The organism is Iodobacter sp. CM08 (genome assembly GCF_033446605.1).
Lineage (GTDB): Bacteria > Pseudomonadota > Gammaproteobacteria > Burkholderiales > Chitinibacteraceae > Iodobacter.
On the sequence record NZ_JAWQUO010000006.1, the window covers coordinates 140313 to 162188 of the forward strand.

Here is a 21876-nt window from a genome sequence, read left to right on the forward strand (position 1 = left end):
GCAATATCTATACAATCTAGACATATCTAATTACTGTAGATGTTGCTAAACATGCGCACAAAAAGCAATCCTGACTGGCACTTTCAGCGCCCAGAGCTGGCTGATTTTTACCTAAAAAGCTTCGCACTTAAATTGAGCAATAGCCGCGCCCTGTTTGCGCGGCGGCGCATGGGGAAGACCGAATTCTTACTGCAAGATCTCGGCCCTGCGGCAGCCAAGCAAGGCTACCGGGTGATTTATATTAATCTATGGGAATGCAGAGACAATACCAGCGAAGGCGTGGCTTCCAGCGTCATCAATAGCCTGCAAAATAGCGATGGTTTTTTAGAACGCATCAAAAAAATCAGCAGTAAGAAAATTGGCACAATCAAACTAAACGCCAAAACACCGATGGCCGAAGGGAGCTTTGAAACGCGCTTTGAAGCTGACAATAGCACCGCTAATTTAATGAGCAATATGTGGCAGCAAATCGATCAATGCCAAGACACTATTTTATTATTAATTGATGAGGCACAAATTTTAGCCAGCGCCAATAATAGCGATCTAGCCGCCGCATTACGTGCGGGCTTAGATGTGCGCAAACAAAAAATTCACGTCATCTTTACCGGCAGCAGCGAGCACACATTAAGGGATATGTTTGCTAAATCGAATCAACCATTTTATAACTGGGCCCCAGTTGAGCCATTTCCGCTATTAGACAATCTATTTGTGCAGCATATGATTGCGGTAAGTAATCATATTCTTGATAGCAATTATCATCTCAGTGACCAACAAGGTATTGAGGCATTTAATCAGCTGAAACAAACACCAGAATTATTTAGACGTTTTTTAGAAGAATATCTTATACGCCCTTTTCATGGCTGCCAAAGTGCCATAGAAAATGCACTGGCTAAAACATATACCGATCAAGGCTTTGATAGCCTATGGAATGAGCTATTACCTGTAGATCGAATCATTTTGCAATCAATCGCAGCAAGGCAAGAAAGTTTAAGTAGCAAAAGCACCCGCATTAAACTTGGCCAATATTTAGGGCTGGCGGAACTTGCCAACCACACCGTAAATAATGCCTTGGCAAGGCTATTTGAAAAGCAGCATTTATCTAGAGAAGATCGTGGGGTTTATCGTTTTGAAGACGATCATTTTGAAGAATGGGTAAAATTAGAACACCCACTACCCACTTGATACTGGCCTGTTAAGGGCCAGTGCAATTATAAATTAAACGCCAACAGCTCCGGCCTAAAACCCGCTTTGCGCCTTGTCTGCACGCCAAGACCGCCTAAGATAAGCACGAAATCAATCCGCCTTAAGGCTATTGATACTAATTGCAGTGATCTTGGGTAGTTGTTTTGCCTTATTAATTAATGCCCATACTCCCCGCCTTACAAATCATCGAAAAACTTCGCACCAGCCCAGCTAAAAGGGAGTTGCAATTACAAATGCCACATCACCGGCATATACCATTGGCATTAAGTAAGGTGCATAGCAATCTAGCGCAAATTAGACATCCAGCAAAAATAAACTATATTCAACAAGCAAGTACTGAATAAATAATTTCTTATAAATAAGCTTTCTAGAAAATACAATTTAATTTTAAATACTAACATAGCAGCAAAAAATACGGATTAAAAAAGCTTTGGGAAACGCTGGTCAATTTAGTTTCCTGATTATGTCTCTTGCTCAATGGACTCCGTGCAGATGGGGTTCTTGAGTGTTGGGCTTGGTTTTTGAATGTGTAGGGCGGGTGAAACCCGCGAGCCATGCTGAATAAACACGCGGGTTGCACCCGCCCTACGATATTTATAATTGAAATTGAGCAAGAGACATAATCAGGTTTAGTTTTGTCATTCCCGCGCAAGCGGCGATCCAGTGACGCAGCTGGATACCTAACAAACACACTCGGGAATGACGATTTAATCAGAACTCACTTAGCAAAATTTATTATTTTTAATACCACGCAATATAGAAACAGCAACACCATGGATTCATTAAAAACATGCCAAGCGCATTTAAGCCATATCTCTGGGGATGAACATGTCATTACGTTTACGTTTAATTATCATGAGTGCCCTAGGCATTATCGCGGTTTTAATCATCAGCCTGCTCGGGCTAAATGGCATCTATCAAGCCAACCAGACCATGAACAGCATCTATCTAGACCGTGTTGTTCCCTTGCGTGATTTAAAAAGTGTTGCCGATCTCTATGCCGTTAATATCGTTGATACCAGCCATAAGGTACGCAATGGCAGTCTCAGCACAGACAAAGGCATTGCCTCTATCCAAGCAGCCGAAGCGGGGATTGCCCGTGACTGGGGCAACTATATGGCAAGCCAAATGGATGCAAAGGAGAGCGCGCTTGCCAAAGAGAACGAGCAGCGGATGAAGCTAGCCAATCAAGTCAGCAGCAAGCTAAAACAAGCAATGGTAAACAAAGATAGCGCGGCACTTGACCAGCTCGTCGTGCATGAAATGTATCCCGCCATCGAGCCCGTTTCCGATAAAATTTCTGAACTCACCACATTACAACTTGATGTAGCCAAGCAAGACCACGAGGCCTCTGTTCTCGCCTATGCATCCACCCGCAACTATAACCTCATCATCGTCCTTTTGATTACGCTGACATTACTGATGTTCTCTGCATGGCTGATTAAGGACATTAGCCATGCCGTGCGCAGTGCCACGCAATTTGCCGGCATCATTGCCGCTGGCGATTTAAGCAAAAGCAAGCCAAATGCAGGCAAGGATGAATTGGGCCTGCTATTAGATACCCTAAGCGAGATGCAAAACAGCCTACGCGGCGCGGTACAAAACATTGCGCATAGCTCAAACGCCATTGCAAATGCATCCAATGAACTTAGCCAAGGCAGCAACCAAACCTCTTCGGCGATTGATTTACAAAATCAGGCGTCCGCCTCGCTGGCCTCTTCGGTAGAAGAAATGACCGTTAGCGTATCCATCATTACCGACAACTCCGAAGAAGTCAGCGCTTCAACGGATCTAGCACTGGCGGCCACCCAAACCAGTAGCCAAGTGATTCAATCCACCCAAGCCGCGCTCAGCAAAATGAGCGGCACCATTGAATCGGCCACCCAGCATATTATGCAATTGCAGGATCGCTCAAATGCGGTTGGGCAAATTGCGCGGGTAATTCGAGATATTGCCGATCAAACCAATTTGCTGGCGCTCAATGCCGCAATCGAAGCCGCCCGCGCAGGGGATATGGGACGCGGCTTTGCCGTAGTAGCCGATGAAGTCAGAAAACTCGCCGAGCGCACCACCCAATCCACACTAGAGATCAACGAAACCATCAACGCCATTCAAACCAGCACCAGTACCGCAGCTACCATCATGAATCAAGCACTCAGCGAGGTGCAGCAAGGTGTGCAACATGCAGGTGCCGCCGCAGACTCAGTGCAAAGCAGCCACACCGCAGCCAAATCTGTACATGCCGCCATTCATGCCATTGTGGATTCACTCAAGGAACAACGCCAAGTTTGTAACTTAATCAGCCAAAATATCGAGCGAATCGCGCAAGCCAGCGAAGAAAACAATCATGCCGTACAGGCCAATGCCGAAACGGCACTTCATCTTGATCGTGAAGCGCTTAATCTAAAAACCGTAGTCGCCAAATTTAACCTATAAACCACGCAGGTGAGGCCCCCTCACCTGCTGGCTCTACTCATGCGGATTAGCCATATCCAGCAAGACGGGTTTTAACACACGCACGGCTTCTTTTGCCTCTAAGCTGATCAAAAACCCACGCTTACCACCGTTGATATAAATCAGCCCTAACTCTGCAATACTATCTTGCATATACACCGGCATGACCCGCTTCGTGCCAAAGGGTGATGTACCGCCCACCATATAGCCCGAATGCCGATTCGCCACCTCTGGCTGGCAGGGCACAATATGTTTTACTTTTAAATGCCGCGCCAAATTCTTGGTTGAAACCTCGCAATCGCCGTGCATCAGCACAATCATCGGCTGCTTTTTATCGTCTTCCATAATCAGCGTTTTAATCACCACATGCTCATCCACCCCTAACTCTCTGGCCGATGCGGCCGTGCCGCCTTTTTCTTCATAGGCATAAGGGCACTCGGTATACGCCACTTTGTGCAAGCGTAAGGTACGAATCGCTTGGGTGACCGGCATTTTTTCGCTCATTGACTACCTCTTTATTCTTCTAAAGCGTTACAATACCCGACTAAATTACTCGGGCTTAAGGCGCTTATTTCCCATGCTACCGCTTACATTTGACCAACTATCACTGAGCCCCCGCTTTGGCCGCCTACCTAGCCACTTTTACTCGCGGATTCAGCCAACCCCTCTGCCAGCGCCCTATTTAATTGCGTGGAATCAGCCGCTCGCCAGCGAGATGGGGCTAGCTATGGATGCCAGCCAGCATCCAAACTTAGCCGATTACCTCTGCGGCAATCGCTTACCCACCAATAGCGAGCCCATTGCCAGCGTGTATTCAGGCCATCAGTTTGGGGTGAATGCGGGCCAGCTTGGCGATGGACGCGCTATTTTAATTGGCGAGTTCCAAACTGCAAATGGTGATTTTTGGGAAATGCAGCTCAAAGGCGCTGGGCCAACGCCTTATTCCCGCCGTGCCGATGGCCGTGCGGTGCTTAGATCATCGATCCGTGAGTATCTATGCTCAGAAGCCATGCAAGGCTTAGGCATTCCCACCACCCGCGCCCTAGGCATGGCCGGATCAGCCCAAGGCGTTTGGCGAGAAAGCTTAGAAACCGCCGCTGTGGTCTTACGCGCGGCCCCCAGCTTTGTGCGCTTTGGCCATTTTGAACATTACCGCAACGATCTTGATTCACTGCAAACACTGGCCGATTGGGTGATTGAGCATCACTACCCCAGCGCCAGCCAAGCAAGCAATCCCTACGTAAGCCTACTAGAGCAAGTAATTGAACGCACGGCGGTGATGATTGCCAAGTGGCAGGCAGTGGGCTTTTGCCATGGGGTGATGAATTCCGACAACATGAGCATCCTAGGGCTTACCCTTGATTACGGCCCTTTTGGTTTTATGGATGGCTTTGATGCGGGCCATATTTGTAATCACTCTGATGATACGGGCCGCTACAGCTACCAAAATCAGCCAGAAATGGGGCTATGGAATTTACAATGCTTAGCCCAAGCGTTATTGCCCCTAATGGATAGAGCCGCCGCCCTTAATGCCTTGCAGCAATATCAAAGCCATTTTGAAACCCACTTTGCTGATTTACTGCGGCAAAAACTGGGTTTATTAACCTGGCAAGAAAGCGATTGGGGCTTAGTCACGCGGCTTTTTGAGCTCATGCACGCCGCCCACACCGATTGGACCTTCTTCTGGCGCAACTTAGCAAACATGGATAGCAGCCTGCGCAATCACTTTTTAGACCGCTCTGCCTATGATATTTGGCTTGCCGATTATCAACTCCGCCTCAGCAGCGAAGCGCGTAAGCCCGATGAGCGAATCGCCGCCATGAATCAAACCAACCCAAAGTATGTGTTGCGCAACTATCTGGCCGAAATAGCCATCCAAAAAGCCCGCGATGCGGGGGACTTTAGTGAAATCAACCACTTACAGCACTGCCTTATGCAGCCATTTGCCGAACAAACCGAATTTGAACACTACGCAGCGCTGCCGCCCGCATGGGCAGCACAGATTGGCGTTTCTTGCTCGTCGTAAGCAGAGTAAATATTTTCAGAACTTATTTTCTGCAACACGCCTGAAATCAAAACAGAGTAGGGGCGTTTTGGGGCATAATCGGCCCGTCATCACTCATTCCACCCCATCATGCCCGATATTTTTAGTGGCCTTGACTATGGCGTTGCCATTAGCTTGGTTCTGGCCCTTGGCTTTGTTCTTAGTTACGAATTTATTAACGGCTTCCACGACACGGCCAATGCCGTGGCGACGGTTATTTACACCAAAGCCATGCCTCCTCACCTTGCCGTCATTGCATCAGGCATTTGTAATTTCTTTGGCGTCATTTTGGGTGGCCTCGGTGTGGCGTATGCCATCGTCCACCTATTACCGGTGGAGCTACTGCTCAATGTAGGATCTGGGCAAGGGCTAGTGATGGTGTTTTCACTATTAGCGGCTGCAATTATTTGGAACCTAGGCACTTGGTATTTAGGCCTGCCTGCTTCTAGCTCGCACACGCTGATTGGATCTATTCTTGGCGTTGGCTTGGCACACGCTTGGATGAGCGACATGCCCTTGCTAGAAGGGATTAACACCCAAAAAGCCATCGACATCATGCTATCACTGCTGATTTCGCCCACCGTTGGTCTTTTGGTGGCGGGTGGTTTATTGCTACTGCTAAAAAAATTCCGTGCCGATTCACGCATGCACAACACCCCAGATGAACGCAAAGCGTTGGATGGTAAGAAACACCCTCCTTTCTGGACTCGCGTCGCCCTCATTGCTTCTGCAATGGGAATTAGCTTTGCCCACGGCTCCAACGATGGGCAAAAAGGCATTGGCCTATTGATGCTGGTTTTGATTGGTATTGTGCCTGGCAAATTTGTAGTGGATATGCAAAGCACCACCTATCAAATTGAGCGCACCCATGATGCAGCGCTGCATTTACAGCAGTTTTACAGCCGCAACAGCTACCGCCTAAATACCTATATTGACCCTAATGCGCAGTCCCCATTACCACCACAATTTAAGTGTGACACCCAGCAAACCATGCCGGCAAGCAACGAGCTAGTCAGCAAACTGGCGGGGGTTCACAATTATGAACAGCTATCCGAGGCCGAGCGCATCCGCACCCGCCGCCTCTTGCTCTGCCTTGATGACACAGCAAAAAAAGTAAGCAAATTACCTAGTATTACTTCTACAGAAAAAGCAGACCTTGATCGCCTGCGTAAAGATCTAGTGGCAACCACTGAATACGCCCCTTCGTGGGTAATTGTGGCAATAGCCCTCGCATTGGGCCTAGGCACGATGATTGGCTGGAAACGCATTGTACTCACCGTGGGTGAAAAAATCGGCAATAAAGGCATGACGTATAGCCAAGGTGTTGCGGCGCAAGTCACCGCAGCGGCGGCCATTGGGATTGCCAGCCTAACCGGCATGCCTGTTTCTACCACGCATGTATTATCTTCTGCAGTAGCAGGGACCATGTTGGCAAACCGCAGTGGCCTACAAAGCCAAACCGTCAAAAATATCTTAATGGCTTGGATATTAACCCTGCCCGTATCGATGGCACTGGCGGGCGGCTTATTTATTGGCGTAAGCCATTTAATAAAGTAAGAAGCAAAGCCATTATGCAAAAAGCCATGTCAATGACATGGCTTTTTTGTTCAGCAAAACAAAAAATGTAGGGGCGCTGCTTGCTGCGCCATAGCTAAGCAGGGCGCAGCAAGCAGCGCCCCTACCGCATATTCGCCTATATGCAATATATGTTTGAGCTAATTCAAAGGCACGCTCTGTGTTGATTCTATGCCACTGGGTAGTTTTACTTTAACCACCAATTGCGCATCGGCGGGGATGGGGCAGGCGATGGCGGATAGGGCGGCCCCAAACTGCTGCACGCCAATCGTACTTGGCACGGTAAAGGTACTCGTGCCCGATATCGCGGCGGGGTTATTGATGGCATTACCCAAGGCATCCACCAACACCGTTTGTGCAATATCTAAACCAATCTGCGTTTGGGCGGGCAAAGTATTGCCATTGCTGTCTCTTGCATCAAAGGTAAACCGGCTCAGTAGATTATTCGATACGCACAATTTACTGGCGCCCACTGGATAATTCAACACATTCGACCCCAAGCTACTCCCCGCCCAAACAATCACAATATTGCTCGATACATGGATGGTTTTGGCCACGCTAGCGGGGATACTGGCCGAGCGTAATACGCCGTTGTATTGCAGATCTGGGCCGTTATAAACGCCATCACCATTAAAATCGATAAAGGGCTCAACATAAGTGCTGCCATCTGCGGCCAGCAAGCTAAGCGGGCTACTATGCGGCACTTCATTGGCATTTAAAAAAGCCTCGCCTTGATCTGTCCAGCTCTCGCCCAGATCAAAAACGCCATTGCCATTAAGATCATTAAAGCTTTCCTCCCCCAGCATATGCGCCAGCACCGTCATTCGCCCTGCCCCAACCAGCTTTCGCCGATCTCCTGAGCTGCTCAGCGTGACTTTACATGCGCCACTGGCCATAGCGCAGCGTGGTGTAATCGTGCCAATACCGCCCTCGGTCATAAAGCTAACCGCCGAGCCATCTGGCACGGGGTTACCAAAGCGATCTGAGGCCCTCGCCGTTAGCGTAATGCTATTGCCATCGTAGCTAAAGAATTCTGGGTTTAGAATATCGGCGGCCAAGCTAAAGCCATTTTGATGCGGCAAGCCAGTAGAAATCGTCAGGGCATTGGATTGGCTGCTAATAATGGGCGATACCCCGCGCAAGCTGGCCGTTACCCGCACCACCGTACTCACCGATCCGGCATTCACCACCACCTGCACCAAGCCCGTTGCAGGCTGGCTTTGCACGGCGCTTTGCACCAGCGAGATACCCCCAACGCTGGTATTTAAAGAAAAATCAACCCACTGCCCACCGATGGGGCTGCCTTGTAAATCTTTCACTTTAAATTGTAAAACTGAACTGGTGTTACCCCCAGTACCCGGCAAGGAGATTGTTTCTGGCACGGCACTGATAAACTCAATATTGCCTGCGGCTGCAGCTTGCACCGTTAAGCTGGCTTTCACCGAGCGGCTAATCCCGCCCAAGGACGCCGTGACGGTGATGTCATCGACATTGGCGCATGATTTATCTTGGTAGGTGGCCGAGGCTGTGGCTGTTTTTAGCCCATTGACACTACTAAGCACAGAAAGCACAGGGGATGCGAGTAGCGCTTTGCCCGCCTCTGCGCAGGGGGAGCTAAAGCTAACACTAACGGGCGTTTCTAAGGCCAAACCCGTCTCGCTATTGATCAAATCAACCGACACCCCCACGCTGCCGCCCGCAGAGATAGTGCTTAGATCAAGCCTTGGAGCGCTCAGACTAAAATTAAGTGCTCTTACACTGTAATTAAACGCACCGGTATAACTTTTGCCTTCCACGTCTATCGTGGCATTGATGGCATCCGCCCCCGTATTGTCATTTGTAATCAGCTGCGACTGCGCTTTACCCGAGGCATCGGTTAATACGGTTTCGGGACTAATTTTGCTTAAAGAAGACGTAGCAACGCTGAGTTTAACCACCCGATTACTCAGCGGAACCCCCTTAGCATCGGTCAGAGCCACGGCCAAAGTGGCGATTGAATTGGCATAAACGGTGGTCACCGTCTGCCCACTGGCGTTTTGTAATGAAACAGAGAGTTGCGCAGCACCACTGGCCACCGCCACCGAGCTAGCCGTTGTCCCCGTTGACTCACTGGCACCGCCACCACAAGCGGCCAAAAATCCCAATAGCAGCAATATCAGCAAGCCCCGCATCGCCCCACCCATACATTGTCATCTTAGTGGCATTTATAGCAAAGCAATCGCAAGCTAGCTTGTCAGTTTTGTGCGGGGTTAAAAACAACTACAGTAGAGGCGTGCTTACTACGCTCTCACAACAAACTGAAATGGCATTAAATATCCGCCAATTCTTTGATATGCGCGGCCACGCTGCGCCCTAGAGCTGAAAGATCGTAACCACCCTCCAAAAAGGAAACCACCCGCCCCGCTGCGTGCTGCTCGGCCACTTTCATCAGTTGCTTAGTCACCCACGCGTAATCAGACTCGACCAGCCCCATGGTTGACATTTCGTCTTCTAAATGCGCGTCAAACCCTGCTGAAATCAAGATCAGCTGCGGTGCAAAATCATGCAAAATCGGCAGCCATTTTTCTAACACCAAGTCACGAAACTGCACGCCCGTGGTGCCACGTGGCATAGCAAAATTATGCATATTGCCACCGCGTGGCACATCGCCCGAATAGGGGAAAAAAGGGTGTTGGAAAAAACTCACCATAATGACCTTATCGTCATCACACAAAATATCCTCAGTGCCATTGCCGTGGTGTACATCAAAATCCACAATCGCCACGCGCTCTAAGCCATATTGCTCAGTGGCGTGCCTAGCCGCAACAGCCACATTATTAAAAAAGCAAAAACCCATCGCATTATTTTTTTCAGCATGATGGCCAGGTGGGCGCACCCCACAGAAAGCATTGGCCGCCTTGCCTTGCATCACGGCATCTACCGCCGCAATCCCCGCGCCAGCCGCATGATAGGCCGCGCGCAGGGTAAAGGGGTTCATAGCGGTATCAGGATCAGCATGCACAAAGCCCTGCGTAGGCGAGATCAAGGCCAGCCTATCGAGGTAATCTAAACCATGCACCCGTGCCAATTGCTCACGCGTGGCTGCTGGCGCTTCAATATGCAATAGAAAATCCCAGATTCCAGCAGCCATTAAGCGATCTTTAATCGCCTCTAGGCGCTCTGCACACTCGGGGTGGCCTTTGCCCATGCTATGCATGATACAAGCGGGGTGAGTGATGTAAGCGCTAGGGCCGCTACTCATGTGAAGCTCCATTTTTTCTCCAATCAGGCCATTTAAGCCGGTTGCTCGCAGATTCCGCATACTGAGCAAGGGATGGTTTTGCTGTCTATATAGTAGGTAGCAGGCAAATTTAAGCTGACAGTCTACTCATAAAAAGCAGGCATCAAGCATGACGATTAGTTTACGCCACAGGCAAACAGCGTGGCAATGAAAGCAGGTAGACAGCTTGCCTTTCATAAACATTCACTGAGCACTAAAATAAAAATAATATTTAGCCCTCTAAGGGCCAGTGACACAAAGCCACTTAAAACGATTTATCAGCGGCCATGCCGAGCCAACAACCCTATGGAAAGCCCATCATGACCCCTCGCTTACCTGCGGTGCTTAAGCAACTTGAAGCAATCATTTTGGGTAAGCCCATCCAAATTCGCCAAGCGCTATCTTGCCTTTTGGCCCAAGGGCATTTATTGATTGAAGATCTACCTGGCGTTGGCAAAACCACACTCGCCCACGCCCTAGCCCGCACGCTAGGGCTTAAGTTTCAGCGGGTACAATTCACCAGCGATTTACTCCCTGCCGATCTTACCGGGGTATCGATTTACGATAGAGAAAACCAACGCTTTCAGTTTCACCACGGGCCACTTTTTACCCAATTATTGCTAGCCGATGAAATCAACCGTGCCTCACCCAAGACCCAATCGGCACTATTAGAGGCGATGGAAGAGCGGCAAGTCACCGCCGATGGCACCACTTGGCCCCTGCCCGAGCCTTTTTTTGTGATTGCCACCCAAAACCCATCGCATCAAATAGGTACATTTCTACTGCCCGAATCTCAGCTCGACCGATTCTTAATGCGTATTGAATTAGGCTACCCCGATTCCACGGCAGAGCGCGCCATGCTGGCCGGATCAGATCGCCGCCATTTGATTGAAACACTCCCTGAAACCATCAGCAGCAATGATTTGCAAAGCAGCCAAAACGCCGTGCGCGATGTGCATGTCGCCCCCGCCCTGCTCGATTATGTGCAAGCGCTGATTGCTGCATCGCGCCAACCAGGGCGATTTATGTGTGGATTATCACCGCGTGCGGCGCTTGGCTTGATTCAAGCTGCCCGCGCTTGGGCTTGGCTAGATGGCCGAGATTTAGTTTTACCCGAGGATATCCAAGCCGTATTTGTGCCCGTCACCCAGCATAGATTAGTGATGGCAGGCAGCGGCAAGGCCGCGCTAGAAATGGTAAAAACTTTGATGGATGAAACGACGATTCCCTAAGGACTTGCCAAAGCAGATCATTTTAGTAGGGCGGGTGAAACCCGCGAGCCATGCTAAAAAACGCGGGTTTCACCCGCCCTACGATAGGGAACCTCAAAAAACCCACCTGATCTCATAATACTGCGTTGCGCATTAAAAAATCTCCTTACATATCAAACATATGCAGCGTCGATTTTTTTTAATGCGCGCCTTGTCTTATTTAGTAGATAGGTTTTTCGAGGCCCCCGATATTGGTAAGGAGGTTAAGCAAGAGGCATAGTCAGGATCCTTTATGCCATTAACTTAAATCAATCGGTAGGCCGTGAGGCCATTACACAGGGAAGTTTTTTTACCAAACCGGCAATCTCCCACACCACTTTGCTTCCTTTAGAAGTTTATCTATGCCCAAACTAAAATGGTTGTCTCAACGCCGCGAGCAATGGTTTAGTCGGCGGCATCCCTCACAAAATAGCGCCCAAACGCTAAAGTATGATCGCATCTATATTTTGCCCAGTGGCTTTGGCTATGCGTTTACCTTTACCGCCTTACTGGTTTTAATTGGGGCGATTAATTACCAGCTTAGCTTGGCTTATTTATTTGCCTTTACCTTATTGGGGCTAGGCCACGCCATCTTGCTACGCACATTTAGAAATTTATTAAAACTGCGTTTGCAGCTTTTTGATGCTCCCGCTGTTTTTGCAGGTGAAACAGCTTATTTTCCTTTACAACTTAACAATCCTAATCGGCTAGCTAAGCGCGCTATTTACTTTTACTTTAAGCAAAAAATTAAACCACTAGCTTTAGAGTGTGGTGTCATTGAGCGCGATGCGCATCTCAGCATTCCCCTGCTTAGCCAGCGCCGTGGCTGGCTGCTTGCGCCCACCTTGCATCTTTCTAGCCATTATCCAATGGGCCTTTGCCATGCTTGGAGCTATCTCAATAGCACCGCCCGCTGCTTAGTTTGGCCTCATCCAGAGATTGACCCACCGCCTTGGGCCCCCTCATTAGGTGGCGGGCATACGGCGCAAATAGGCATGGGTGAAGAAGACTTTGCTGGGCTGCGCCCCTACACCCCAAGCGATTCCTTGCGCAGAATTGCATGGAAGCAAGCCGCACACAGCGAAACCTTACCCGTTAAGTTTTTTGATGCAGAAGGGCTATCGCCACAAGTGTTTAATTGGGATCAGCTTAATGAATTAGATAGCGAGGCAAGGCTATCAAGACTGGTGGCATGGATATTAGCCGCCGAGCAAATGGGCGTACCCTATGGCTTGGCCCTACCGCATATGCAGATTGATGCGGCAAAAGGCGCTGCGCATCAAATCAGCTGCTTAAACGCCTTGGCGCTGTTTGAATGAATACCTCACTTGAACGCCGACCCTTGCAATATTTGATCGCCACTTTTGCACTGGTGCTACTGCCGCATGGCTTGCAATTTAGCCCTTGGCTCACACTGGCATTGGGTGGCTTGCTGCTGTGGCGCGCTTGGATCAGCTATCGCGGCCATACTCTGCCCTCTACCGCTGTGCGCTTTTTATTAGCCCTTGGCTTATTTGCTCTGATTTGGCTGGAATATCAAAGCCTGATCGGCCGCCAAGGCGGTGTGGCGGCCTTAGCCAGCCTTGCCACCGTTAAGCTGTTTGAAACCCGCAGCCAGCGCGATATTAAACTTGTCAGCCTCTTGGCTTATTTCTTAGTAGGTGCGGGATTTTTAATTGCCCAATCGCAATGGATTTTACTTTGGGCTATTTTGGCCATGCTGGCCATTACTGGGCAGCTTATGCAATGGCAAAGCACACAAGCATGGTGGGCGCTCAGCAAGCAACTGCTGCTGATGCTGTTAGAAGCCCTACCTATCGCCATTTTATTATTTTTCTTTTTTCCCCGGCTGACCCCGCTATGGAGCATGCCGGATGAGCAACTAAGCGCGCGCACCGGCCTATCAGATGAAATGCGCCCCGGCAATTTTAGCCAGCTAGCCAAAGATCAAAGCGTGGCGTTTCGGGTGGAATTTGAAGGCGCCATTCCCAAGCCTGCCGCACGCTATTGGCGTGGCCCCGTGTTTGATTTTTTTGATGGTGAAGGCTGGCAGCAGCCCAGCATGGATCAAACCGGAGGCCCTAGCATTGAAACTCGTGGCCCACTACTGGCCTACACCATGACAATGGAGCCACACAATCGCAATTGGCTATTGGCACTCGATATTCCTGAATCGCTACCCGATACCGCCATGCTCAGCAACCGCATGCAAGCAGTGAATAGCAGCCCCATTACCGAACGCCAACGCTATCGCATTGAAAGCCATAGCGCATGGAAAACCACCAGCGATGACACGCTGCCTGCCGCATTACAACTCCCCAAGGCGGGCAATCCAGAGGCCAGAAAGCTTGCCGCCAGCTGGAGTACGCTTCCACCCATAGAGCGCGTCAATCGTGGCCTGCAATGGATACGCAATGGTGGCTACAGCTACACAGTTAGCCCGCCGCTGATGAATGGCACTAATAGCATCGATTCGTTTTTATTTAAGTATAAACAAGGCTTTTGCGAGCATTACGCAGGGGCATTTACTTTTTTGATGCGCGCCGCTGGCGTTCCCAGCCGCGTAGTGGGTGGCTATCAGGGCGGCCAATGGAATCAAAACGGCCAATATCTTATTGTGCGCCAAGCCAATGCCCACGCATGGACCGAAGTATGGCTAGCAGGCAATGGCTGGCAGCGCGTAGACCCTACGGCGATGGTAGCCCCCGCCCGGATCAACGAAGGCTTAATGAATGGTTTCAATAATGCAGATGCCTTGCCCTTTATGGGCGGTGCGCCCCCTGCATGGCTGCAAGATTTACGGCTGCACTGGGACAGCCTAGTTAACAACTGGAATCAATGGGTCATTGGCTACGATATGCGCAAGCAAATGCAGCTATTTAAAAAACTAGGCATTGATGAAGTGTTATCCAGTGAATTTATCCTACGTATGCTGTTAGCGATAAGCGTGGTACTTATTACTTTATTTTTAATTGCCACCCGCAGCGCCAAGCCTAAGCAAGATGGAGCAAGCCAGCTCTGGCAGCAGTTTTGCCGCAAATTAGCCAAGCGGGGCTGTATTCGCGCCCCCAATGAAGGGCCTCTTACATTTAGCCTACGTGCCAGCTTGCTATGGCCTGAGTACAATAACGCCATAAATTACATTGCCCAACAATATATCGCCACAAGATACGGAGGGGATGCCGAGGCACTACTTAAGTTGCAGCAAGCAGTACGTCATTTTCACTCATGACCTACTGCAAGCTGGGCTGTTATGATAAGCGGCAGGTATTGTGACGTGGATCAAGCTAGCCATACCGTATGACCCGCCCTACGATATTTCAACGCTTGCAATAGATAGATCTAAGTTGATCGCTTAAGGTTTAACGATCAACAGTACCCTTAAGTTGATAGGATTGGGGTACCCCCATTTTCTCTGTAAACCGCTGTGGATGCCTGTGGGATCGAGGGTTTAAAATTTAACTCAATCCTGCATATGACCCAATATTTACTAAGCGCACATGGATTAAACCCGCCAGATAAAAACACACTGCTATATAAGCAGTGGCTTTCATACCTGACCAACCCCCAACAAACCACACCCCACGCCAACAAATATCCGCGTGGGCCAGCACACAGCAGCTAAACCGAGCCTAAATTATGTCCTCTTACTTACCCGAGCCATCCTTTCGCCACGATCAGCAAAGCCACATTGGTGTGCTTTTAGTTAACCTAGGTACACCAGAAGCCCCCACCCCAGCAGCGATTCGTCCCTATTTACGGCAGTTTTTATCTGACCCACGCGTGGTAGAAATACCAAGAGCGGTGTGGTGGGTGATTCTTAACGCCTTTATCCTGCCTTTTAGGCCTAAAAAAACCGCTGCCAAATATGCAAGTGTATGGATGAGCGAAGGTTCCCCTTTAAAAGTCTGGACACAAAGGCAGAGTAAACTTTTAAAAGGCTGGCTAGGCGAGCAAGGCCACAAAGAGGTTTTAGTAGACTATGCCATGCGCTATGGCCAGCCCTCGATTGCAGCGCAGATGGCTAAGCTGAAAGCCGCTGGCTGCGATAAATTACTGATTTTGCCGCTCTATCCACAATATTCAGCCAGCACCAGCGCCACCGTAGTTGATGAAGTAGGCCGCGTGCTGGCCCAATATCGCAACCAGCCCGCTATCCGTACCCTGCGTGGTTTTCATGATGACGCAGGCTATATCAAAGCCCTTGCCGAGCAAGTACGCAGCTATTGGCAAGCAAAGGGGCGAGGCAACCATTTACTCATCAGCTTTCACGGCGTGCCGCGCTACACCTTGGATAAGGGCGATCCGTACCACTGCTATTGCCGCAAAACGGGGCGTTTATTAGCCGAAGAACTCGACCTTGCCGAATCAGAATATACCGTGGCGTTTCAATCTAGATTTGGCCGTGCAGAATGGTTGCAACCTTATGTAACCGCCACCTTGCATAAGCTGGGCAAGGCCAACACCGGTAGGCTAGATGTAATCTGCCCTGGGTTTGTAGCTGACTGCTTAGAAACACTTGAAGAAATCGCAATTGAAGGAAAACAGGACTATTTACAGGCCGGTGGTAAGGAGTACCACTACATCCCCTGCCTGAATGATTCCCCTCTTTGGATAGATTCTTTAGCAGCGCTGACAAAAAAAGAGCTTTCTGGCTGGCTACTTACTGACAACACTGCTATAGACAATACACAACAATGCACATTAAGCAGAGCCCAAGCTTTAGGTGTGCAAAATTAACTTGGGTATTGATGAAATTACAGTTAAACTGACGGTAAGCTTATTCTTACAAAACGAGGTTCAGACCATGAGCACAAAGCTCTTTCTCGCTGAAGACGACCTAATTCTCGCTGATGCTCTGAAAACTAGCCTGTCTCAGGCTGAGTTTCAGGTTGATTGCGTTAATGACGGCGCTCTTGCCTTACAAATTTTACTGCACAACGACTACGAAGTTGTGGTGTTGGACGTTGGCTTGCCAAATATGGATGGCTTGCAAGTTTTAAAAAACGTTCGTCAGCACAAACCTTCCCTACCTATCCTGATCCTGACGGCTCTGGATGGCTTGGAAGATCGCGTAGCCGGTTTAGATGCAGGTGCCGATGATTACCTTGCCAAGCCATTTGAGTTCTCTGAACTTGAAGCGCGTTTGCGTGCCCTGCTTCGCCGCAGCAAAATCTTACCGCAATCCGTGCAACAGCTCGGTAACTTGCGTTTAGATCGCGCTGGTCAACGTGCTTGGTGCAATGACACGCCGCTAGATCTTTCTGCCCGCGAACTCACCGTACTCGAAATATTGATGTCTAATATTGATCGTGTGGTGACCAAAGAGCAGATCGTTGGCGAGCTAGGTTCCGAAAATGCTGAAGTGGGCCTTAACGCCATTGAAGTTTACGTTCACCGCTTACGCAAGAAGCTAGATCCTTGTGGCGTTGTGATCCGTACCATCCGTGGTCTTGGCTATTTACTCGAGAAGCAACCTCCTCAAGCGCAGGATGTTGAGGGGTAAGTTCTCTATCAAGCGACAGCTCCTCCTGTGGTTACTTATACCGCAGGGGGTGCTTTGGCTTGCCGGTGCGTTCTTGAGCTACAACGTAGCCAAGTACTACACCAATACGGTAATCGACAATAGTCTGCTCCAAACCGCGCGCGCCATTGCCCGCCAAATCAAGCCGCAAGATAACGGCCTGATTATTGATTTTCCTCGCGCTTCACAGCTATTGCTTGAAGACGATTCCGACGAACACCTTTATTATATGGTGACGCTCAGCTCTGGCGGCGTCATCCTTGGTAATAGCCAACTACCCCCTTCGCTCAATCATAAAAAACCCGACAATAAAGCGGTTTTTTACGATACCAATGTCCAAAGCGAAGCAATGCGCATTGTCTCGCTGTATTTCCCCATGGAGATTGCTAATAAACAGCAATGGCTACACGTACAGCTCGGCAAAAGCACCCAAATACGCAATAAACTCTCTAGAGAGATTTTAATCGCCATCGCCGCACCGCTGGCCATACTGATTTTTATTATGAGTCTATTGGTTTGGTGGGGAATCAACCGTGGGCTACGCCCGCTGGCCCGCCTACAACGCCGCGTAGAAGAACACTCTGGCCAAGATCCATCACCACTATTATTAGATGACGAGCCAGAAGAAGTCGGCGCGCTTACCTCTGCGCTCAACCATTTACTCAGCAGCACCAATGAAAGCGTAGCCAGACAACGCCGCTTTATTGCCGATGCTGCCCACCAATTACGCACCCCCTTGGCAGGGCTAAAATCGCAAACCGAGCTGGCCATGCGTGAAACCACGCCAGAAGGCCTAAGCAACCGGCTCACCATGGTGCATACCAGCGCCAACCGCAGCATTCACCTAGTAAATCAGCTACTGACACTGGCCAGATCAGAGCCAGACAGCGCCAAAGGCATGCCACGCGTTGCGCTAGATTTAGCCAAAGTCATCCGTGAGCTTACCGCAGAATGCGTACCCCGCGCCCTAGCTGCAGGCATGGATTTAGGCTGTGACACCCACTTATCCGAAGCCCCCATGAACGGCAACTCCGCCTTGCTGCGCGAGCTATTTACCAACCTGATCGAAAACGCTATCAAATACATACCACGCGGCTGCAACATCACCGCCCGCCTCAACATTGAAGGCGAATACTATGTAGTGGAAGTAGAAGACGATGGCGCAGGCATCCCAGATTCAGATAAAGAACGCGTGTTCGAGCGCTTCTACCGCCGTGAACAAACCGGCAATGGCTGCGGCCTAGGCATGGCCATCGTCAAAGAAATCACCGAACGCCATAAAGGCAGCATTGAGCTACGCGATGCAGACCCCCACGGCCTGATCGTGCGAGTGATGTTGCCTAGGCATTAGGCCTAACCTCATCGCCGCTTTAGGCTGCGAACACGCACCAAAAGCACAGATCCTCTCTGATTTATCTATCCTTACCCCCCCCTAAGCATCACACCACGGTAGGGCGGGTGAAACCCGCGAGCAATGCAGATAAATACATAACTTGCCCCTCCTAAGATGCATCAAAACCCACCGACAAACGCTTAGGCGCTTTAGCCTCTGCCACCCCGCTTATCTAAGGAAAATCCAGCTTTAATACCTGCTAAAAAAAGAAACAGCAAAGCAAACTACGCCTTATTTAGCACTAAAGCCTACACACTCTTTGCAACCGAAAGATGGATAAAGAAAAGCACGATGTCATCCGTCGCCATTTCTTTTAGATGACGTAAGCGATGAAATTAGATAAAGTAGTGCATAAACTTGCTCAATGCGAATGCTAAAGTGCCGCGACAACGGGTCGTCCTTATCGCTTTCACGATAGGGAATCTCGAAAAACCTATCTACTAAATAAGACAAGGCGCGTATTAAAAAATCGACACTGCATATGCTTGAATATGTAAGGAGATTTTTTAATGTGCAACGCAGTATTATGAGATCAGATGGGGGTTTCTAAGTTCCCTGAATTATATCGGACTATGCTTTTGAACCATTTCAGTGGCAAACCCCTTACTTTTACGTTAGGCCGCTTTTAAAATGTATTCTAGCGGCCTAATTCCCACCCCCACCGTTCTCCAACTTTGGATTAAAAAATGAATCTTCTTTGGTTTCTTATTGTCGGCGTAATTGCTGGCTGGCTGGCTGGACTATTGGTAAAAGGCGGCGGCTTTGGCCTCTTAGGGGATCTTGTCGTTGGCGTAATCGGCGCATTTGTCGGCGGTGCCCTGCTCCCCGCGCTAGGCATCTCGGTTGGCGGCGGTCTGATGAGCAGCATTATCGTCGCCACTATCGGAGCCGTTGTATTGCTGTTTATAGTGCGCCTTATAAAGCGAGCGTAATCAGCCTAAGCAATCGTTCAAGCGGGCTGCATTTGGCAGCCCGCTTTACTCCCGCCATAGGCACCACATGGCACTAGATCAGTCACTTGTAGAGCTCGCAATACAGCAGGCACTCTCACGGTTCCCAACGGGCTACGCTGGTGCAGCGGCGATTCGAACCGATTCTGGCCAAACGTTTACCAGCGTTTGCTTTGACACGCCCAACTCTGGGGCAAGCCTATGCCACGAAACAGGGGCCTATTGCGAGGCAAATCGGATTGGGGCCAGAGTAGTGGCCTCTGTATGCGTCTCTCGCAGCCAAGCTGGCAGGCCATTCCTTATTCTGGCGCCATGTGGCATCTGCCAAGAGCGACTTGCTCTTTGGGGCCCCGATGTTGAGGTGGCCGTTGCCGTCCCCGGACAGCCAGGAGAATGGCAGCCCAAGAGGCTATCTGAGTTGCAACCGCACTACTGGCGCAACGCTGTCACCGATGCTGGAGAATAAACGACTCACACCGTTGCTCATCCTGAAGCTAAGCCCATCAGCCTTAGTTAATCTCGTAACAACAAAGGCCTAGCACGCCAGTCAAACGGCACTGGCCACAGGGCCTTGTTTTGCACCATCCCAGAGTTCAGCCCCTTACTTTTAACGTTAGAGACCTCAAAACCACATATACCCTTACCGAGATCCTATGAACTACAAACTATCCCTTACCGATGTAGCGGACGAGCAAGTTCGCAAAGCCATTCTTGGCCCGCTGGTTGAATACAACACCAGCCAAGCTGGCCCTGGAAATGGCCGCCCACTCGTTATCACAATAGCTGACGAGGATGGCAAGATCGTTGGCGGCCTTTGGGGCTATACGGGTTACGAATGGCTATTTACGCAACTTCTGCTTGTCCCCGCATCTCACCGAGGAGAAGGCATCGGCTCTAAGCTCCTTGGTATGGCAGAGGAAGAGGCCATTTCCAGAAGTTGCACTAGCGCATGGCTAGATACTTACGAGTTTCAAGCCAAAGGCTTCTACGAGCGTATGGGCTACACCTGCTTTGCCGAGCTTCCAAATTACCCAACTGGATACTCACGCTACTTTATGAAAAAGAGCCTGCGCGGTGCAGCACACACCGCCTAGCCTTTCCATCGAGAGGTCATGCCCAGCAAACGGAGCAATCAAAGGCACCACGCGTCATTGATTGCAAATATTGATTCATCTGCGGGTGTATAAAACCGCACACTTTTCCACTGAACACGCCTCCCCCGAATGCTTTTATTGGAAATCTAGAGGTTTTGAGTGCACCACCGCTAACTAACGCCATCTTTGCCTTGGTTCTAAGCAATTTATTTTAATTACTTATCCTATGAATGACGCACTGGATGATGACAACGCGTCACCTGTTCGTGCTTTATATGTTTTCCGTGGACTGCGTTTTTATATTTTGCTGCGTAACATCACCCACTAAGATTTCCCGTATGGCACGGCAATTGTAATATACAAATTAAATCATTGACTAACTTCAGCAATACATCCAAATATTATCAATAAATACCTGCCGCATATTTAATACACTAAACTTATACACTCCCCAACCCCAAGCCATTCTCTTTTCACTAGTATCAGGCTAACTCAATGAGACTACCGTTTTCAATTCAAGTTTTCCTCGTTTCAAACAATATGAATGGTAGAAAGTATTTACTCCTTCAGCGTAATGCTCGGCCAGAACTTGCACTGCCGGATTTCTGGCAGGGTATATCAGGTGCATTGGAAGCAGGTGAATCTCATGAGCAAGCTGCTATTCGGGAGATTTTTGAAGAAACTGGAATTGTAGCTAGCGCAGTTATGCCAAGCGGCTATAAGCAAACCTACCCCATTAAGCCGGAATGGCGAGCCCAATATGGACTGGAGCCAACGGTGGTTCAGGAGCGCGTTTTTTACTGCTATGTTTCTGAACACGTCAATTTACGACTCTCTTCAGAACACAAAGCGTATCAGTGGCTGATATATGAAAAGGCAAAAGCGCTGCTTACCTTTGGGCAAAATGCTGCGTGCCTGGGGTCTGTTGAGTTCTGTATCAAAAATGCCATAGAGACGGCCAGTCCAGCAGTCAATACAGGCGTTAAGTAATTGAGCACCGCCTTTGTATGATGTAGGCTGCTAAATATGGACACCTTCAATTGAGATAAAATCATCTCTGGAGGTAAGTCATGGCAAGTCGTTATACCGCTGCATTTCGTGCAGAAGCCGTTAAATTAGTACTCGAACAA

At 49.4% G+C, this 21876-nt stretch carries 17 protein-coding genes; 14 read left to right on the forward strand and 3 right to left on the reverse strand.

The window, feature by feature from the left end; all coding sequences use genetic code 11:
- The first annotated feature begins 51 nt into the window (after nucleotides 1–51).
- Complete coding sequence (locus tag R6242_RS05035; RefSeq protein WP_318424529.1) at nucleotides 52–1182, forward strand: hypothetical protein; 1131 nt, start codon at nucleotides 52–54, stop codon at nucleotides 1180–1182.
- 849 nt (nucleotides 1183–2031) lie between these two features.
- A complete protein-coding gene (locus R6242_RS05040) occupies nucleotides 2032–3639 on the forward strand; it encodes a methyl-accepting chemotaxis protein (RefSeq protein WP_318424532.1) in 1608 nt (535 codons plus the stop codon).
- A 33-nt stretch (nucleotides 3640–3672) separates the two neighbouring features.
- Here the strand turns inward: R6242_RS05040 and ybaK are convergent, their stop codons facing one another.
- Complete coding sequence (gene ybaK / locus R6242_RS05045) at nucleotides 3673–4161, reverse strand: Cys-tRNA(Pro) deacylase (RefSeq protein WP_318424535.1); 489 nt, start codon at nucleotides 4159–4161, stop codon at nucleotides 3673–3675.
- A 73-nt stretch (nucleotides 4162–4234) separates the two neighbouring features.
- Here ybaK and R6242_RS05050 point away from each other — a divergent pair, with 73 nt between their 5' ends.
- Together R6242_RS05050 and R6242_RS05055 are read left to right on the forward strand one after the other, a co-directional pair.
- Nucleotides 4235–5683: a protein adenylyltransferase SelO gene (locus tag R6242_RS05050; RefSeq protein WP_318424537.1), complete on the forward strand. Its 1449-nt coding sequence runs from the start codon at nucleotides 4235–4237 to the stop codon at nucleotides 5681–5683.
- Nucleotides 5684–5791: 108 nt separating this feature from the next.
- Nucleotides 5792–7258, forward strand: coding sequence for an inorganic phosphate transporter (locus tag R6242_RS05055; protein ID WP_293934623.1), 1467 nt, complete (start codon nucleotides 5792–5794; stop codon nucleotides 7256–7258).
- A 158-nt stretch (nucleotides 7259–7416) separates the two neighbouring features.
- Here R6242_RS05055 and R6242_RS05060 read toward each other — a convergent pair whose 3' ends face one another.
- Complete coding sequence (locus R6242_RS05060; RefSeq protein WP_318424541.1) at nucleotides 7417–9447, reverse strand: hypothetical protein; 2031 nt, start codon at nucleotides 9445–9447, stop codon at nucleotides 7417–7419.
- Between the two features lie 137 nt (nucleotides 9448–9584).
- Nucleotides 9585–10517, reverse strand: a complete 933-nt coding sequence (locus R6242_RS05065) for a histone deacetylase family protein (protein WP_318424543.1) — start codon at nucleotides 10515–10517, stop codon at nucleotides 9585–9587.
- A 338-nt stretch (nucleotides 10518–10855) separates the two neighbouring features.
- Here R6242_RS05065 and R6242_RS05070 point away from each other — a divergent pair, with 338 nt between their 5' ends.
- From R6242_RS05070 to R6242_RS05115, 10 genes are all read left to right on the forward strand, one after another.
- Nucleotides 10856–11767, forward strand: coding sequence for a MoxR family ATPase (locus tag R6242_RS05070; RefSeq protein WP_318424546.1), 912 nt, complete (start codon nucleotides 10856–10858; stop codon nucleotides 11765–11767).
- Between the two features lie 380 nt (nucleotides 11768–12147).
- The gene (locus R6242_RS05075; protein WP_318424548.1) at nucleotides 12148–13104 is read left to right on the forward strand and encodes a DUF58 domain-containing protein; all 957 of its coding nucleotides are present in this window, start codon (nucleotides 12148–12150) and stop codon (nucleotides 13102–13104) included.
- Nucleotides 13101–15017 carry a DUF3488 and transglutaminase-like domain-containing protein gene (locus R6242_RS05080; protein ID WP_318424551.1) on the forward strand — a complete coding sequence of 639 codons (1917 nt, stop codon included), beginning with the start codon at nucleotides 13101–13103 and terminating at the stop codon, nucleotides 15015–15017. Before R6242_RS05075 ends, R6242_RS05080 begins: the two co-directional genes overlap by 4 nt.
- A 407-nt stretch (nucleotides 15018–15424) precedes the next feature.
- Nucleotides 15425–16525, forward strand: coding sequence for a ferrochelatase (hemH, locus tag R6242_RS05085; RefSeq protein ID WP_318424553.1), 1101 nt, complete (start codon nucleotides 15425–15427; stop codon nucleotides 16523–16525).
- Between the two features lie 67 nt (nucleotides 16526–16592).
- A complete protein-coding gene (locus R6242_RS05090; RefSeq protein WP_130107717.1) occupies nucleotides 16593–17291 on the forward strand; it encodes a response regulator transcription factor in 699 nt (232 codons plus the stop codon).
- Nucleotides 17278–18660 carry a sensor histidine kinase gene (locus tag R6242_RS05095; RefSeq protein ID WP_318424559.1) on the forward strand — a complete coding sequence of 461 codons (1383 nt, stop codon included), beginning with the start codon at nucleotides 17278–17280 and terminating at the stop codon, nucleotides 18658–18660. The genes R6242_RS05090 and R6242_RS05095 overlap by 14 nt, the downstream gene beginning before the upstream one ends.
- A gap of 728 nt (nucleotides 18661–19388) precedes the next feature.
- Complete coding sequence (locus R6242_RS05100; protein WP_293935538.1) at nucleotides 19389–19634, forward strand: GlsB/YeaQ/YmgE family stress response membrane protein; 246 nt, start codon at nucleotides 19389–19391, stop codon at nucleotides 19632–19634.
- A gap of 67 nt (nucleotides 19635–19701) precedes the next feature.
- Complete coding sequence (locus tag R6242_RS05105; protein WP_318424566.1) at nucleotides 19702–20118, forward strand: cytidine deaminase; 417 nt, start codon at nucleotides 19702–19704, stop codon at nucleotides 20116–20118.
- Between the two features lie 187 nt (nucleotides 20119–20305).
- Nucleotides 20306–20746 carry a GNAT family N-acetyltransferase gene (locus R6242_RS05110; RefSeq protein ID WP_318424569.1) on the forward strand — a complete coding sequence of 147 codons (441 nt, stop codon included), beginning with the start codon at nucleotides 20306–20308 and terminating at the stop codon, nucleotides 20744–20746.
- Between the two features lie 495 nt (nucleotides 20747–21241).
- Entirely contained in the window at nucleotides 21242–21736 is a 495-nt protein-coding gene (locus tag R6242_RS05115; protein ID WP_318424571.1) for an NUDIX hydrolase, read from the forward strand.
- Nucleotides 21737–21876 lie beyond the last annotated feature (140 nt).